Raw genomic sequence first — 16,941 nt, 5'->3', positions numbered from 1 at the left:
TCGTGCTCGTTTATAGGAGCTCCTGCTTTACATTGCCTTGAAATTTGCTTCTATTTGTTCAAGTGTTAGCCCTCTTGTTTCAGGCAAAAATTTTACAATAATGACAATGCCCAGTATGCCAAACGCTGAAAATAAGAAAAATGTGCCAGATAGCCCCACACCGTTTAAGAGCACAGGAAAGAATAAGCCTACTAAAAAGTTACTTAACCATAAAAACAGAACTGCACTTCCCATACCCATGCCCCGTAAACGGGCAGGAAAAATTTCAGAAAGAATTAACCAAGACATCGGACCAATTGCACCTTGAAAGAAAGCTAAATAAACAAGTGTCATGGACAACACAACATAAGGCAATGCGGGAGATCCAGCCAGTACTTGGTTACTAATTCCAATTGTAATAAGCGCAACTGTTACACCCGTTAAACCAGTTAGAAGCATTTTCCGCCTGTTCACTTTTTGTAGAATGGACATACCAACAATCACTGCAAGCACTGCAATTAACCCGTTTGCTACATTTCCAATTAACGATGCCTTTGTCCCAAAACCGGAGCTTTGAAGTATTTGAGTCCCGTAATACATGATGGAGTTAATGCCGACCAACTGAGAGATTGCCCCAACTCCTATGCCAATAAAAACTATGCGCCGAATCCATGGAGTACCTAAATCTTTAAACTTAGCTGCCCTTATTTTCTTTTCTTTGGCGATATTTTCTTTTATTTCATTTAATTCCTGTTTAGCAAGACCCTCGGTACGGATTTGTTGCAGAACTTTTAGGGCTTCAGCAATTTTTCCTTTGGATACTAACCAGCGGGGGCTTTCAGGCAAAATGAGGACGCCAACCCATAGAACCACAGCCGGTAATGTAGCCACTACTAACATATAGCGCCATACATGCCCCGTGTCTCCTAAAGCGCTTCCAATTACTGCATTAAAAACATATGCAAGAAACTGGCCAGTTACAATCATCAATTCATTCCGAGTTACCAACATACCGCGCCGGTTTGAAGGAGACATTTCAGCAAGATAAGAAGGCACAATAACAGAAGCACCACCAACGGCAAGCCCCAAAATAAAGCGAAAAATAACCATTACTGTTGCATTTGGAGCAAATACACAACCAAGTGTTGCAAAGAAAAAAACGATTGCAAGAGAGAGTATTGCCTGCCTGCGTCCTTTAAGGTCAGATAAACGACCGCCAAATAATGAACCAAAAGCAGCACCTAAAATTAACGAACTTGCCACTAATCCTTCGGTAATTGGCGTTAAGTTCAATTGATCAGGTTGAGCCATAAATGGCAATGCTCCATTTATAACACCAGTATCATAACCAAATAATAAGCCGCCAAAAGTAGATACAGTCGTAATTAACTTCAAAACCTTATGTGGATCTTTTTTTATCTCCTGTTCAATTTGTAAGGAATGCTCAGCAACACCGCTATTCTCCATGTTCGTCTCTCCTTATCATTTATTGCTAGACTCCCAAATTGTAAGCGCTTAAATTACATTGAAAAATAAAAGTGGTGATTAGGTTATTAATTTATTGTTAGATATTGGAACTTTTTACTAATAATAAGCCAAATCTTCTCACCGCCTTTACCATTAACCTGAAAATATAACCAAAATATTATCATATATTGATAATATTTTGGTTATATTCAGTTTATAATCAAACGTGATTTTAGTCAATAGTTTTTTACTTTTCAAATTTTGAAAATCATGCTTATTTCTAATACTAAACATTATGATTTTCCGGGATATCAACCATATGAGAAATTTTTATAGTCTGCAATCGTTTTGCTTCTTTTTTCCAAAAAATCATAACAAGAATAGACGCCACCAACCCAAGGAAACCTACAAACCAAAAACCCGCTTTTAATCCATAATTTGAATTAAAGATCCCTGAAAAAAACGGTCCTGCAAAAATGCCGATTGCATATATTGCTTGGTAAGCACCCATTGCAGTCGCCCTTTTCTCCGGCTCTATATTTTGAATAGACATACCCAGTAATAGTGGAAAGATCAATCCTAATGAAAACCCGCTGCAGACCTGGAGAAGAATAAATAATCCTTTAATCGTGACATACGGGAAGCAGAGCGTAAACAAAGCGGCCGATGCATATGCGATAAGCAAGGATCGCCATTCACCCATTTTCGGTACAAGGTACCCTCCCATAAACAGGGTTGCGGCAGCATGAGGCACCATAAAAGCAGCAACAATATACAAAAGTTCACTTGTTTTAAAACCAATTTGTAAAGCGTATTGGGACGTAAAACCAAACATGGTGGAAAAAATGATGCTGTGGGCCAAGATGGACAAAAGAGATACTTTTAATAGCAATGGGTCCCGAATGACTTCCGCTAATTCTTTTATTTTAACCGGGCCCCGTTCTTTCTCCGGATTCGATTCCGCAACAAACAGAGAAAGGCCCATTCCCAGCAGGCTGAAAATTTCGGCAAGCCAAAATGGCGCCTTCCAGCCCCATTTATCAACGAGTAACCCGCTAAGGCTCATTCCTAAAAATTGTGCAAGTACTACAATAAACGAAATATTCCCCATTGACCGGTGCACTTTTTCCCCTTTAAAATAGCTGGAATACAGCACAGTAAATGCAACCCAGGATGCAGCTGCCATCCCGGCAAGCGTGCGGGCAGCCAAAATTAAAAACATGTTTTCAGTAAGTAGATAGATTGAACAACTGATCATGCTAATTACCATACCAAAAACAATAAAGGGTTTTCTTAAATTCACCAAATCGGAAAATACCCCAATCGGAAGCCTGCATAAAAACTGCATCAGCCCGTAACTACTCAAGATAACTCCAATAAATGCATAATCCCCCCCAATTGATACCATATAAGGCGACAACACCGGTACGTAAACAAAATGCGGAAACCACAATAAAAAGGAAACAATCATAAATAGAGACTTATACTTTCCCGGAATCTTTTCCAAACGATCACACCCATTCTAAAACCAGAGGATGCCGTTTGAAGACATCCTCCATCATCTTCAAACCCGATTGCTTGACATAAATTCTCTCATTTTTTGTTTTACGGTTTGTTTTACGGCTTCTTTACCAGGTGAAAGAATGGCACGTACATCATACAGTTCTTTATCGTGGTTCAGGACATGACGGACTGCCTTCGCCCAAGCTTGCATGCATTCTGTATTGACATTGATTTTTGCGTGGCCCAGTTCGATTGCCTTTCGAATTTGGTAATCGGGAATGCCGGACCCGCCGTGTAAAACAAGCGGAACATTGGTTAATGCTGCGATCTCTTTCATCTCGGCAAATCCCAATTTCGGTTCGCCCTGATACGGTCCATGGACGGATCCAAGCGCGGCGGCAAGGGCATCAATGCCTGTTTCCTTTACCATACGAAGGCATTCCCCAGGGTCTGCATATCGAATGCCACCAATCATACCATCCTCGTTGCCGCCGACAGTGCCCACTTCCGCTTCCACGGAAACACCATGAAGACGGGCATAATCTGTTACTTCTTTTGTCATTTTAATATTCTCATCAATTGGCAGGTGTGAGCCATCAATCATCACAGACGTGTATCCGGCATCAATGGCCTCTTTGCATCGTTCCACTGACTTGCCATGATCGAGATGCAAAGACACCGGGACCGTAATGTTCTTTTCCTCCACAATACGATACACCATTGCCGCGATCGTTTTGAATCCTCCAAGATGATCTACAAGCCGGTCGGAAGATGCTACAATCACGGGAGATTGTTCTTCCTCTGCCGCTTCTAAAATGGCCTCAACCCATTGAAAGCTGTTCATATTGAATGCCCCAACAGCATATTGCCCATCTTTTGCAGCAGCCAGCATCTCTTTCATGGAAACAACCTTTGAAGAAATGATTGCTGCCAAATTCATCCCTCACTTCATTTAAAATAAAACGCCCTTTAATACTGTTTCGCTGTTTCTAATTTTTGCTGCCTCTCCTGATAGGCTTTTTGAATGCTTTCTTTTTCCGATACCTCTGCAACCCCCACATTCCACCAGCTTTCATAACCGTCCGTCATCGTCTTAGGCAGCACTTTTATCTCAATCAGCGTTGAAACCCGTTGTTTCTTTGCATCTTCAATGGCTTCTTTCAGCTGTTCAAGCGTATGGACGCGGTATGTTTTTGCACCGTACCCTTCAGCAACTTTTGCATAATCGATATTTAAAATTTTGTTATCATGCGTCCTGAATTCCGTAAAATAGGAATCCCCGCCATTATCCATTTGCAAGTTATTGATGCAGCCAAATCCCGAGTTATCAAACAGCACAACATTAATTTTTTTGCCGTATTGAATAGCGGTAACAAGCTCAGAGTGCAGCATGAGAAAACTGCCGTCCCCGACAAGCGAATACACTTCTTTATCCGGCGCTGCCAGTTTAATCCCGAGCGCGCCTGATACTTCATAACCCATGCACGAATACCCGTATTCGACGTTGTACGTATTCGGCACAGTTGAATTCCAAATGCGTTGCACGTCCCCCGGAAGCGAGCCCGCTGAAGTAATGATGATGCTTTCAGGATCGACCGCATCGTTTACGGCAATCAGCGCAGTGGTTTGGGCCAGTTCTGTGTTTAACGTATCTGCGTATTCATTCAGCGTTTCCTGTGTAAAATGATGTTTAATTTCCGGAACAAAATTTTCACGGGAGAAGGTGATCTGGCTTAAACGTTTACGCTCAGCCTCCCATTCATTTTTTAATTCCGCAATGGTGGAGCCAAACTCGCTTTCATACCCTACCAAAAGCGGTGCCAGTTGCTCTAAAGTTGTTTTTGCGTCGGCCACAACCTGGAATGCATCCAGCTTGTATGCCTGCATGCGGCTCACATTGATATTTAAAAATCTTGCTTTTTCAAAATCAAATGCTGTTTTTGAGGATGTCGCGAAATCGGTATAACGGGTGCCAATGCCGATTACTAAATCCGCCTGGCGTGCCGCTTTATTTGCTGCAAGCGTTCCTGTAATGCCCATGCCGCCTAAATTATTTTTGAACGTGCACTCAACCGTTGCTTTCCCTGCCTGTGTTTCAACGAGCGGGATATTGTGCCTTTCGGAAATTTCCATTAAAATATCGCGTGCGCCGGCGTATTTCGCGCCTCCCCCAACAAGGATGAGCGGCTTCTTGCTTGCTCTGATTAACGCGGCGGCGCCTTTTAATTCCCGTTCGGACGGCGCTTTCCGATCCAAGTAGTGAACCCTTTTTCTAAAGAATTGTTCATCGAAATCAAATGCTTCCCCTTCTACATCCTGGGCAATGCAGATAGTGGCCGGCCCGGCTTTCCCCGGATCTGTCATCACTTCGAATGCACGAATTAAAGTGGACATCAATTGCTCCGGGCGTGTAACCCGGTCCCAATAGCGGGATACCGGCTTTAATGCATCATTGGTTGTGACGGCGAGGCTATATTCATGCTCGACTTGCTGGAGCACCGGATCCGGCTGCCTCGTTGCAAATGTATCACCTGGAATCAACAGGACAGGGATATTATTCGCTAAAGCAGTGCCCGCTGCAGCCGCCAAATTGGCAGATCCCGGCCCTACAGAGGTCGTGACGGCAAAAATCTTCCGGCGCAACATTTGCTTGCTGTAAGCGATCGCTGCATGTGCCATCCCTTGTTCATTTTTTCCCTGGAAAACTTTCAGGTGGCCGGGGTCCTGTTCCAGCGCCTGGCCGATCCCCAGTACATTTCCATGGCCAAAAACCGTAAAAATTCCTTCTACAAATGGAAATTCCTCGCCGTCCACATGGAGATATTGCTGATTTAAAAACTTAATGAGTGCCTGTGCTGTTGTTAACCGTATTTTTCCCATGCAAATGTTCACCCTTTATCGATTTACGACTTTTTCTTCCGATCGTTCTGAAATGAATTTTTCAATTTCCTGCACCGTTGGCATCGCTTCTGATGAACTGTGCTTGCTGACGACAATTGCAGCAGAGGCGCTGCCATATTTCAGAGCCGTTTCGATGTCTCTTCCTTTGATGAGGGCATATAGAAATGCCGAGGCATAGGAGTCGCCTGCACCGAATGTTTTTAATACCTTCGTTTTATAGGCTTTGCCCCTGTAAATTTTTCCTGATTTTGTATAGGCATAAGACCCCTCTACGCCATGTTTTATGACAACCAATTCCGGTGAATATTGAAATAAGTGGTTTACGGTCTTTTCGTTCTTCGTGTTCTGCCGGTTTTCCATGACATCATATTCGTCACGTGTGCCAATAACGATGTCTGACTGCTGTGCCACAAGCGTATAATACACCGATGTTTCTGCCTCAGATTCCCATGTATAAGGACGGTAATCCAGTTCAAAAACAACCTTTACATTATTTTTCTTTGCCAATTGAACTGCCTTTAATGCTGCTTCACGAGACGGGCTTTTTGCAAGGGCCGTTCCGGAAACCAACAGGATTTTTGATCTTTTGATATACGCTTCACTGACTTCAGACGGATACAAAAACAGATCGGCAACTTCATCACGGTACATCAAAATACTGCATTCTTCCGGGCTTTTAATTTCCGTAAAAGCGAGCCCCGTTTTATGCCCTTCATGGTCAATCACCATATGCGAAGTATCCACACCGGCATCCGCCATATACTGTTGAATAAAGCGCCCGTGCTGATCATCCGACAATTTGCCGATAAAACCAGCTTTAAGCCCGAGCCTTGAAATCCCGATCGCAATATTCGCCGGAGAACCGCCAACGTATTTCCGGAACGTCATCGTTTCTTCCATCGGCCGGTTATATTCCACTGCATTTAAATCGATGCAGGCACGGCCAATCGCAATGATGTCAAATTCTGCTTGCAAATTTAAGTCAGCTCCCATTTGTGTTCAACACCCCCGTTGTTTTACTTCCGTTCCAGGATCCATTCATGTGCCGGTTCATTATAAAATTTCCACAGGCGTTTTGGCCCTGCCATAATATTAAAATAGTAGGATTCGTAACCGTCCGGAACCGCAACAGGATGGTAGCCGGCTGGAACGAGAACGACATCGCCATTTTCTACTGCCATCGTTTCATCAAGGGAACGGTCATCTGTATAGACGCGTTGGAAGACAAAGCCTTGTTTTGGATTGATTTCGTGATAATAGGTCTCTTCCAGAAAAGATTCATCAGGCAAGTTATCCTGGTCATGCTTATGTGGCGGATAACTGGACCAGTTCGCACTTTCTGTATAGACTTCAACTAACAGCAAGCTGTTTGCAGATGGGTCCGAATCAGGCAAAATATTATGGACCAATCTTTTGTTGTTGTACTTGCCGCGGTGTTCGACACTGTTTTCTTCCGCTTTTATCAGCCTTGTTGGCCGCTGTTTTTCGGATGGTGCGTAGCAGAGAATGATACGCGCCTTTGTTGCGGCTTCAATTCTAAAAGACTTGTCGTTTGAAACGTAAACACTGTCCGTTGGCTTCCTTTCGAAAACGCTTTCTCTTGTGCCAATGTTTTCAAATCTTTCCCCGTCAGCTTCCACATTGATTTTTCCGGTGAGGGCGACAATCCCGCACTCCCACTTTCCTAAATTTTCCTCGTAGCGGGCCCCGGGTTCTACCTCTAGAACTTTCAATCCGACATATTCTAACGGTGAATTTTCACTTGTCACCTCATGAAGGATCTTAACACCTGGTGAAATTTCTACTGCATCCGGTTTCCGTAACAATTTGCTCACTTTCAAATCATCCCCCAACCATCATCTTTGAGAACGATTACGAAAGCCGCGGCTCAGCGTAATCGTTCCATTCGCTTATTCAAAGGAAGGTGCCTTGTAATTTGCCGTAACGACTTTCTTCCGTGTATAAAAATCGACACTGTCTTTTCCGTTTGCATGCAAGGTGCCGTAGAAAGAAGATTTCCATCCGGAGAACGGGAAAAATGCGATTGGCGCCGGTACGCCTAAATTGATCCCCAACATGCCTGCATCGATATTTTCACGGAAATAACGGATCGCCGAAGCATTGGATGTATAAATGCAGGCACCGTTTGCAAATTCAGACTTATTCGCAGTTTCAACCGCTTCTTTTAAATTTTTTACGCGGATAACGGATAGGACAGGCGCAAAAATTTCATCTTTCCAAATGGACATATCGGTTGTGGCATTGTCAAAAATGGTCGGGCCAACAAAATAGCCTCTATCCAGCACATTTTCACGCCCATCCAATACCAATGTTGCCCCTTCTTTAATGCCTTTTTGGATATAGCCCAACGTACGGACGTGGTTTTGTTCCCTGATGACCGGTCCGAGGAAGACATCGTCATCCAGCCCGTTCCCCATTTTGATTTCTTTTGCTTTTTTCACTAATTTTTCCAGAAATGCATCTGCAACCTCTTCTTCAACTGTCACAACCGAGCATGCCATGCAACGTTCACCCGCAGAGCCAAAAGCTGATGCAAGGACATTTGTTGCAGCATGTTCTAAGTCTGCATCTTTCAATACAATGGAATGATTTTTTGCGCCAGTCAGACATTGGACCCTTTTTAAATTTTGGCTTGCCCGTTTGTACACATACTCTCCAACCGGTTGGGAGCCGACGAAAGAAATGGCTTTCACAGCCGGATGGTCGCACAACCCGTTTACAACGTCATGTGCGCCGTGGACAATATTGAATACGCCTTTAGGAAGACCAGCCTCTTCCAGCAGTTCTGCTAACTTCTGGGCTAATAATGGGGTTCTTTCTGACGGCTTTAAAACGAATGTATTGCCGACCGCAATGGCAACCGGAAACATCCAGCACGGGACCATCATTGGAAAGTTAAACGGTGTAATCCCGCCGACAACCCCAATTGGATATCTGTAGTTTGTCACTTCAACATCTGTTGCGATTGTCGTCAAGGAATCACCCATCATTAAAGTCGGGGCACCGCATGCAAACTCGACATTTTCGATCCCGCGGCCAACTTCCCCCAGCGCTTCCGTGAGATTTTTGCCATTTTCGATGGTAATAATTCTCGCAAGTTCATTCTTGTTTTCTTGCAATAATTGATGGAAGTGAAATAGAATCCGAGCCCGTTTTTGAACCGGAACATTTTTCCATGTTTCAAACGCTTTCGCCGCTGCCCGGACAGCTTCATCCACTTCTTCTTTTGTTGAAATCGGAACGCGTGCAATAATTTCTTCAGTTGCCGGATTATATACAGCTTCGAACTGTGACGTTTTGCTTTCGACCCATTCACCGTTTATGTAATTCTTTAGTTTTTCCACACTTACCGTTGCTTCTGACATCTCCATCCTCCTCATTTATAAAGCAAATATGATTTCATACTATTAAAACCCCGGGCGCTTCAGCACGATAACCATTTGACACGGCCTATTTTCTTTATCATGTTTTGGTTATCTTTTGGTTATATTGATTACATCTTAATACCAAAAACGCTTTCAGTCAACCCTTTTATGCGAAAAATAAGTTATTTTTATTGAGAAAAGCACGGTGAGGGGCATTTTAAAGTGGGCCGCCTTAGGTTGTAAAACGGGAGAATAAAAGGGTATGAAAAAAGCCGGCATACCGCCGACTTTTTTCACCTTAATAGAATCTCCTGATGCTGTTGAAATGAGATTTCCAATAAGGGTTGCTTAAACTTTTTATTGAGACGCTCTTGTCTGAATCAGAGATAAACTGGTTGTTTCCGAGATAGATGCCGACATCCGAGATGCCGCTTTTATAGGTATCTTGGAAGAAGATAAGATCTCCCGGCTGCGGGCTGCTTACTTGGTAAGAGCTGCCATAGTACCCTGCTGCAGTCTGGCGGCCAATGGATTTGCCGGCCTGATTGTATACATAGAATACGAAGCCGCTGCAGTCAAATCCGGATGGCGTAGTTCCGCCAAAACGGTACGGTGCGCCGATGTATTTTTGTGCAATTTGCGCCACTGCGGACCCGCTGTAAGAGCCCGAATTTGAACTTGATGATACCGTGTTTTTAGAAACTGCTCTTGAGCTGCTTGCTTGTGAGCTGCTTGTGCTTGCAGAGCTGGATGAGCTGCTTCCAGCGTTAGACGAATTGCTTTGAGCACTGGACGACTGACTGGATTGTGAGCTGCTGGTTGAGCCGCTTGCTTGTGAACTGCTTTGAGCATTGGACGATTGACTGGATTGCGTGCTGTTGGTTGTGCTGCCCGAATTGTTGGACGAACTGCTTTGCGTGCTGGACGAGCCGCTTGTCTGTGAACTTGCGCTTCCTGCGTTAGAAGAGCTGCTTGTGGCGCCAGACGATTGATTGGATTGCGTGCTGCTTCCATTCGAGCTGCTTGCCGCACTGGATGGGCCGTCCACTTTTAAAGCACTGCCGGCAACAATCCAATCAGAGCTTAAATGGTTCCATTCTTTCAATTGAGAAACGGTCACGCCGAATTTTTGCGCAACGCCGGAAAGCGTGTCGCCTTTCACAATTTGATAGGTGCCGTTTGGCGCAGTGCTTTTTTGCGTTGCAGCACTTTTGGCGGTGTTGTTTGCAGTACTGCTGTTGGCAGTGCTGTTATTGGCAGTGCTATTGGAATTACTATTTGCAGTACTGTTTGAAGTACTATTCGCAGTGCTATTGGCAGTGCTGCTGACCGTAGCGGAAGAACTGTTAATTTTCAGGGTATCTCCGGCATAAATTAAATCAGATCTTAAGTTGTTCCACTCTTTCAGTTGAGATACTTTGACACCGTATTTTTTGGCAATGCCGGAAAGCGTGTCTCCTGATACAATTTTATATTTTTTTGGTGTTTGAGACGGCACCTTAAATTTCTGATTCGGATAAATAATATCGCCTGTCAGATGGTTATCATTTTTAATTTGGGAAACCGTTGTGTGATATTGTTGGGATATTTTCCACAACGAATCTCCTTTTTTGACCGTGTATGTAGCTGCTTCCGTTGATGCAGAACCTACAATTAAAGACGCTAATGTCATGCCGGCTGTAACAGACAATACTTTTTTTCGAGTCAAGATTGAAACCTCCTGGATGTTTAAAAAAATTTTCATTGGCTATATATTAAGGGTCATGGTTTGTTTCACTCACAAACCCTATTTTAAAAAAATATATTGCCACTTTCAATCATTCTATGAAAACGTAATTCAACTGTAATCTCATAGAAAATTTACCATTTTAGGAATATAGTTGTGATAAAACCAATTTATATAGGAAAAAGGTCACAATTGTATTCAATCCACAAAAAATCCTCCCGCTTTGGCAGCGCGGAGGCATTCCGTTGTGTAGGTGAATGTTCCCTGCATTCTTGAAAAAATGCGGCTGGTGGAAGGGACCAGCAGATTGCTGCCACACTGCCTGTCGCCGGAACCGGCGGGCGGCACCCCCATTACAATTGATAATCTTCCAGGTTGAAGTGCGTATGGCCGGATTGATAAATATGATAAGCGAGAATCGCCGTTTCAAGCGCAAGCCTGCGGGCCGGCTCCATAAATTGATAGCCGAGCAGTTCTTCTATTTTTTCAAGGCGGTGGTAAAGCGTCTGCCTGACGATAAACAGTTCATTTGCCGTTTCTTTTTTCCTCCCCCTGTTTTTCAGGTAAACTTCAAGTGTTGTTAATAAAGAGGCATTCATTTTTGCGTCATATTCCAGTACGGGTCCAAGCTGGTCATAGATAAACGTTTCCACATATTCATTTTTCTCGCCTAGAAGCAGGAGCTGGTAAATGCCGATTTTGTCATAAAAAATTTCTTGAAGCAGATTGATCTGTTGCAGAAAGATGACTTTTTTCGCATCATCATACGCCCGGCAAACGTCCACTGTATTTTTATAAGCTTTGCTGATCCCCGTCATCGTGTGCTTGCCGTTGTAACGGTCCTTTATGCTGAGTTGCACCAATGACTGGTGGATATCAGAAAAAGTTACAAGATCATGATTGGCCTGCTCGCCCTTTTTAAAAAAGCAAATCGCTGCAATTTCGTCCTTGGCAACTGAAATAAGGGAAAGCATGCCTTTCTTTTTTATCCTGCTTTTCATCATGGCGGAAAGCTGCAGCAATGTTTCTTCCCAATCTTTGGTGCCGGATTGTGGCTTCGTAACTTTGAGTAAAATGACCCGGAAATGCAAATTGGCAGAATAACCCGGCAAAACGGCTTTCATCTCGGCCTGTTCACAGTCTTTGCCCGTAAGCAGTTTCCTAGCTACCTCTTCTTCCGCAACGCGCTTGTTTTCTTCCATTGTTTTCGTTCTTAACATGATTTGTGAAATGGCAAGGACGGCGTGCTCCATGATAAAAGAAGTGTACGCGTCCATTACATCTGTTTTTAATTTCAGGCATAAATATCCCCAGATTTGTCCCAATCCTTTTACCGGCATGATCACAAAGTGGATCGCAAACGAAAATGTTGCGGTTTAACCAGTCATACTTTTCATTCGAGACTTCGAAGACGGGGGTCGTTCTGAAATATTCCGGCACCGGCTCCACTCCTTCTCTTGAAGCCGGCCTTTCCTGCAAGCCTCCGGGTTTTTCAATATACAACCCTTTATTGATGACATAGATCAGCACATCATCATCCGTTTTTAATGTGTACCGGGCACAAATATCAATGACACCGTTTTCTCTTGTCAATGACCAGTCCGCCCCGCCCGGTATGACCGTTCCTTTTATGCCGGGGCCTTCGAACACGCCTCCTGTGATCGGCGTAATATTGCGGATTCCGCCGGGGACAGGTCCGATCGTCAAATTTTCATCAATCGACACATACGCTTGAAATGCAAATTCTAATCCAATGGTCATTCCCATTATTCCTTTCTGTTTAGGATTCATTTACTCGGGACGCACTCTTTTTAGTGGGGGGCGTTTCCCAGAAAACCTCGTTCTATGAAATTGGCATACAAAATGACGCGTCCTATCAACCTTGTTCCTTTTCTAAACAGGCCTTTTTCATGACTTATGTTGTTCAATGTCGCCCTAAGAATCATTCGACTTTCTGTGTACATTTCTTTGTTCGTAGGATTTCCGGAACGTGGCCGCGGATGCAGCGCCAGTTCTCATCGATTTGCATCACGGAACGGTGATCCGGATCATAGGCCGGCCAGGCAGGAATCGCGGGATGAGCGGGGTTCCCGTTACGGGCAAAAGAAACCCACGCATCCTGCATCCGGTCAGCCAGTGTTACCGGCGGCTCTTTTCCTGTCAGCCACTCCCCACTTTTTAAGTTATGAAAGACAAACGGCAAATCAATAGCATGGCACGCACCAAGCCCTTTTATCCGGGAAGGCCAGGTAAAAAAGTACATCCATGTACTGGCAAAACGGGACTGGGCTTCCGCAAATTTTATAGCCGGGATGTGAAACAATATGTCGTTGGCAAGCTGATATGGACCCGCAGAACCGGCTTGTATGCGGTGCTGTGCGGCCGCTGCAACAATGCCGGACATACTCTCGATGATGGAAAGCTGCTGGTTCAGATAATCTTCCAAAATATCATCCAAATCCGGGTAATACAGGCGCCAATAGGCCATCTCATCTTTTGTTGTGCCAATCATACAGTCGATCCCTGCAGCACATCCGTTTTCAATCTCCTGATAAGGATTGAGCGGAATTAATTTCCCGTCAGCAGTCGGTGCAAACATAATCTCGCTTTTATACTGATAAAGATCCATCAGCCGGTCGCAATACACTCTGAGTTGGTCCGCGCCTAATGCCAGCAAATCCTCAACCGAACGCGCACCCGTGAGTTTTACAAAATCCCTTCCAATTTGTTTTGCCGTCTCCTCATTTTTCACAAGATTGACCGTCCCGCTTTGTGCAATCACTCTTTGGAACAGCCCTTTCGCTTTTGGAATCGTCATGAGTAGCGAAACACTTGCGCCGCCGCATGATTCGCCAAAAATCGTAATATTGCCTGGATCCCCGCCAAACAGATGAATATGTGCTTTAATCCATTCCAATGCTTTGATTTGGTCCAATATGCCTAAATTTTTGCTGTCTGCGTATGCCTTTCCGCCAAGCTCTTCCAAATCAAGAAATCCAAAAATATTTACCCGGTAGTTGATTGAAACCAATACGATATCGTTTCGTTTCACAAAATTTTTTCCGTCATATAGCGGATCATTCGAACCTCCGCCAATAAATCCGCCCCCGTGAATAAACACCATGACCGGCTTTTTCGCGCCTTCCAGTTCTCTCGTCCATATATTTAATGTCAGACAGTCTTCAGACTGATTCCCGAATGAAGAGGGTTCATTTTCATCGACCGGTTGTATGCAAGGCGAGCCATATGAAAAAGCTTCGATTCTTCTTGGTTCGGGGTCCAGGTCTTCCGGTGCTTTCCATCGCCGTTTCCCTACAGGCGGTTTGGCGTAGGGGATTCCTTTAAACGAAATGAAGCCGGATTCTTCTTGCCCGATATAGGTCATATTTGAACTGCTTACCGTTTTCGCTATCAACTTTATCCCTTCTTTCAGCTGCCTATAGAAAATCACGATAAAAAACAAGAATCAATGAAAGAGCGGATCGATTGGCACTTGGATGTTTGCCCGAGATTCAATGATTTCTGCAGCATCTAAAATCGTGTCTTCCCGGAACCGCCTTCCAACAATTTGAACCCCGGCCGGTAGCCCACTGCATACAGATGTCGGGACGGAAATGGCCGGAAAGCCAAGCAAAGCAATGGACATCATCGGCCACTGCGCCGCCATGAGCCGCGCGTTGCTGTCTATACTTTCAATATCTTCATTTTGTTTGAACGCCTGCTCTGCCGAAACAGGAAGGAGTAGGATCGGATATTGTTTCATAAATTTCTGTAATGCAATAATCAGCGTCCCTCTCCGCGCATATCCTGTTCGGTATTTTTCAAGTGTGACTTCTCCCCACCATTGTCTCGAAACCTCGTAATTATATTGCAGATTTAACCTTGCCCCTTCATCCCCAAATTGTTTAATAGCCGGCCAGAGATCGGTCAAGTCTTCTAGCACGAGCAGGTACCAGAGTTTATAAGCTTCGGCAAACAAAGGCAAATCTACTTCTTCTACCACATAGCCGGCGTCATTTAAATACGCAGCCGCCTCGTTCAAAGCCTGATTGACAGCCGGATCCGGTTTTACCACGCCTGGATCGCGGAGCAGCCCGACACGGATCGGTTTTTTGAGCGGTTCGCCGATTAACGGAACATTCGCGTGGACCGGATCGCGCGGATCGTATGCCGACATCACAGAAAGCGCCAATCTTAAATCGGCAACATTCCGTGCCAACGGTCCTTCTGTTACTTTCATTTGCAGAGATAAGGGCGGATCTCCATTTGGAAGGTCGGCACCGGTTGCAACCCGACCGATCGTAGGCCGGATACCTGTAATGCCGCATGCATATGCCGGATACCGGATCGAGCCGCCGATATCGTTCCCCTGTGCAATCGGCGCCATCCCGCATGCTACCGCCGATGCTGCCCCGCCGCTTGAACCGCCGGGTGTCCGGGTGGGATCCCACGGATTTAATGTGCTGCCATGCAAGTCATTATTGGAAACCCACCTCAGGCTGAATGAAGGGACATTGCTCCTTCCAACGAAAACAGTACCTGCTTTGCGTAAGTGGGCGACCGGGGGGCTGTCGTCTGTCGCCACGTTATGTTGAAAGGCAACGACACCGTCTGTCGTGACATGGCCTGCCTGATCAGTATTGATTTTGGTCGCAACCGGCACCCCATGAAGCGGGCCGAGCTCTTCCCCTTTTAATACGGACCGGTCCGAAGCATCCGCCGCCCGAAGCGCACCTTCAGCCAGCACTTCTACTAACGCATTGACTTTTGGGTTGACTTCTTCAATTCTTTTAAGACAGCTCATGACCGCTTCACGCGAGGAAATCTGTTTTGTCCGGATGGCATACGCCAGTTCAGCAGCCGACCAGCGCCATAGTTCATCTGTATTTTTTTGGCTTAATTCAAAACCGGATGATAGTGCTTTCGGATTAATCAATTTTTTCCACTCCAATCTGGGTATTTGTCAATGAATTGTAATCAAGACTGTCTTTTTCAGTCTGCAAAGCTCTTTGCATCCCGCTGTTTGTGAAGAGCGTGAGTAAAAAGCACAACAGGCTTGGCACGCCGAGCGCAATCAAACCGGCTTTCATAAAACCGAGCGGCAGCAGGAAAGAAAACAGGGGCCCGCCGAAAATCTGGCCGATGCCAAAAATGAAGAAAATATATCCGGTTACCGTGCCGGTGACATGTTCTTTGACAGAATCTTGCCCTATTGCGGAGGCAATGCCCGGGAAATAACTACCTGCGCCAAACACAAACATCAATATACTGAGCGCCAGCACATGGCTCCCTACACTGAAAATGCCTGCGCCGCCGATGAAAAGAAGCAGCCCGGTAAGCCTGAATACATGTTTTCTTCCAATCCTGTCAGCCAGCATCCCAAGCGGCATTGAACAAATTAAACCGGAAATGCCATAGATGGAGGAAATCACAGCTGCTTGTCCCGGTGGAAGATGTAACACCTTGAGTAAATATTGTGAAATGAAGCCGATAAACGCAAACTGGGCCACACCGTAAAACAGGGTTGACAGCGAAATGAGGTTGACATTTCGGTTTAATACGCCTTTAAATTCAACCTTTTGCTTTTCCAGTCTTTTATACGTTTTTGGGATAAACAAATAACAACCGAGTACCGATAAAGCAGATAATATCCCAACAATGGCAAAGGGAATAGTGATGTTTGGCAGGAACGGGGAAACGACATACGGAGCAATAAATATGCCCGCCCCGTAGGAAATGGCAAAAGCTGCCGTTGCTTTCCCGCGCTTCTCCGGGAAAATGTCCCCTAAAAAGGCGACGATTGCCGGTTGAAACATGCCAACCCCAATTCCATCCAAAATTCTTGCAATCATCAACATCGTCAAATTATGCGAAAAACCACTTAAAAATGTAAACACAGAGAAGATGGACACGGAAATTAAAATGGCATTTTTTACAGAAAGTTTATCGAACAGAAATCCGCCGGCAAGGCTGAACAAT

At 44.9% G+C, this 16,941-nt stretch carries 13 protein-coding genes; all 13 read right to left on the bottom strand.

Annotated elements, in window-relative coordinates; translation table 11 throughout:
- Window positions 1-27: 27 nt before the first annotated feature.
- Window positions 28-1,446, bottom strand: coding sequence for a sugar porter family MFS transporter (locus NFR98_RS07080; RefSeq protein WP_017552318.1), 1,419 nt, complete (start codon window positions 1,444-1,446; stop codon window positions 28-30).
- Between the two features lie 286 nt (window positions 1,447-1,732).
- The gene (locus NFR98_RS07075) at window positions 1,733-2,953 is read right to left on the bottom strand and encodes an MFS transporter (protein ID WP_017552317.1); all 1,221 of its coding nucleotides are present in this window, start codon (window positions 2,951-2,953) and stop codon (window positions 1,733-1,735) included.
- A 57-nt stretch (window positions 2,954-3,010) separates the two neighbouring features.
- Window positions 3,011-3,889 carry a class II fructose-1,6-bisphosphate aldolase gene (gene fba, locus NFR98_RS07070; RefSeq protein WP_017552316.1) on the bottom strand — a complete coding sequence of 293 codons (879 nt, stop codon included), beginning with the start codon at window positions 3,887-3,889 and terminating at the stop codon, window positions 3,011-3,013.
- A gap of 29 nt (window positions 3,890-3,918) precedes the next feature.
- Window positions 3,919-5,829, bottom strand: a complete 1,911-nt coding sequence (gene iolD / locus NFR98_RS07065; protein ID WP_017552315.1) for a 3D-(3,5/4)-trihydroxycyclohexane-1,2-dione acylhydrolase (decyclizing) — start codon at window positions 5,827-5,829, stop codon at window positions 3,919-3,921.
- A gap of 15 nt (window positions 5,830-5,844) precedes the next feature.
- On the bottom strand, window positions 5,845-6,843 hold the full coding sequence (gene iolC, locus NFR98_RS07060) for a 5-dehydro-2-deoxygluconokinase (RefSeq protein ID WP_017552314.1): 999 nt from the start codon (window positions 6,841-6,843) through the stop codon (window positions 5,845-5,847).
- Between the two features lie 23 nt (window positions 6,844-6,866).
- Window positions 6,867-7,685: a 5-deoxy-glucuronate isomerase gene (gene iolB, locus NFR98_RS07055; protein ID WP_026104686.1), complete on the bottom strand. Its 819-nt coding sequence runs from the start codon at window positions 7,683-7,685 to the stop codon at window positions 6,867-6,869.
- 75 nt (window positions 7,686-7,760) lie between these two features.
- Complete coding sequence (locus NFR98_RS07050; RefSeq protein WP_017552312.1) at window positions 7,761-9,236, bottom strand: CoA-acylating methylmalonate-semialdehyde dehydrogenase; 1,476 nt, start codon at window positions 9,234-9,236, stop codon at window positions 7,761-7,763.
- A gap of 298 nt (window positions 9,237-9,534) precedes the next feature.
- Window positions 9,535-10,944 carry a C40 family peptidase gene (locus NFR98_RS07045; protein WP_251459872.1) on the bottom strand — a complete coding sequence of 470 codons (1,410 nt, stop codon included), beginning with the start codon at window positions 10,942-10,944 and terminating at the stop codon, window positions 9,535-9,537.
- Between the two features lie 371 nt (window positions 10,945-11,315).
- Entirely contained in the window at window positions 11,316-12,164 is an 849-nt protein-coding gene (locus NFR98_RS07040; protein WP_061577422.1) for a PucR family transcriptional regulator, read from the bottom strand.
- Window positions 12,124-12,723, bottom strand: coding sequence for a DUF3237 family protein (locus NFR98_RS07035; protein ID WP_017552306.1), 600 nt, complete (start codon window positions 12,721-12,723; stop codon window positions 12,124-12,126). Before NFR98_RS07035 ends, NFR98_RS07040 begins: the two co-directional genes overlap by 41 nt.
- A 181-nt stretch (window positions 12,724-12,904) precedes the next feature.
- Window positions 12,905-14,377 (bottom strand): carboxylesterase/lipase family protein, encoded by a 1,473-nt coding sequence (locus tag NFR98_RS07030; protein WP_251459871.1) that lies wholly within the window; start codon window positions 14,375-14,377, stop codon window positions 12,905-12,907.
- Between the two features lie 51 nt (window positions 14,378-14,428).
- On the bottom strand, window positions 14,429-15,898 hold the full coding sequence (locus NFR98_RS07025; RefSeq protein ID WP_061577425.1) for an amidase family protein: 1,470 nt from the start codon (window positions 15,896-15,898) through the stop codon (window positions 14,429-14,431).
- Complete coding sequence (locus NFR98_RS07020) at window positions 15,891-16,940, bottom strand: MFS transporter (RefSeq protein WP_251459870.1); 1,050 nt, start codon at window positions 16,938-16,940, stop codon at window positions 15,891-15,893. Before NFR98_RS07020 ends, NFR98_RS07025 begins: the two co-directional genes overlap by 8 nt.
- Between the last annotated feature and the right edge of the window lies 1 nt (window position 16,941).

The organism is Weizmannia agrestimuris (assembly GCF_943193165.1).
GTDB lineage: Bacteria > Bacillota > Bacilli > Bacillales > Bacillaceae_C > Weizmannia > Weizmannia faecalis.
This window is presented reverse-complemented; position numbering and strand designations above follow the sequence as displayed.

Bases quoted from the DNA above. Each gene is read 5' to 3' on its own strand.
- NFR98_RS07050 (WP_017552312.1), bottom strand. From the start codon at position 9,236: ATGTCAGAAGCAACGGTAAGTGTGGAAAAACTAAAGAATTACATAAAC.
- NFR98_RS07040 (WP_061577422.1), bottom strand. From the start codon at position 12,164: ATGGAAGAAAACAAGCGCGTTGCGGAAGAAGAGGTAGCTAGGAAACTG.
- NFR98_RS07080 (WP_017552318.1), bottom strand. From the start codon at position 1,446: ATGGAGAATAGCGGTGTTGCTGAGCATTCCTTACAAATTGAACAGGAG.
- iolD (WP_017552315.1), bottom strand. From the start codon at position 5,829: ATGGGAAAAATACGGTTAACAACAGCACAGGCACTCATTAAGTTTTTA.
- fba (WP_017552316.1), bottom strand. From the start codon at position 3,889: ATGAATTTGGCAGCAATCATTTCTTCAAAGGTTGTTTCCATGAAAGAG.
- iolC (WP_017552314.1), bottom strand. From the start codon at position 6,843: ATGGGAGCTGACTTAAATTTGCAAGCAGAATTTGACATCATTGCGATT.
- NFR98_RS07035 (WP_017552306.1), bottom strand. From the start codon at position 12,723: ATGACCATTGGATTAGAATTTGCATTTCAAGCGTATGTGTCGATTGAT.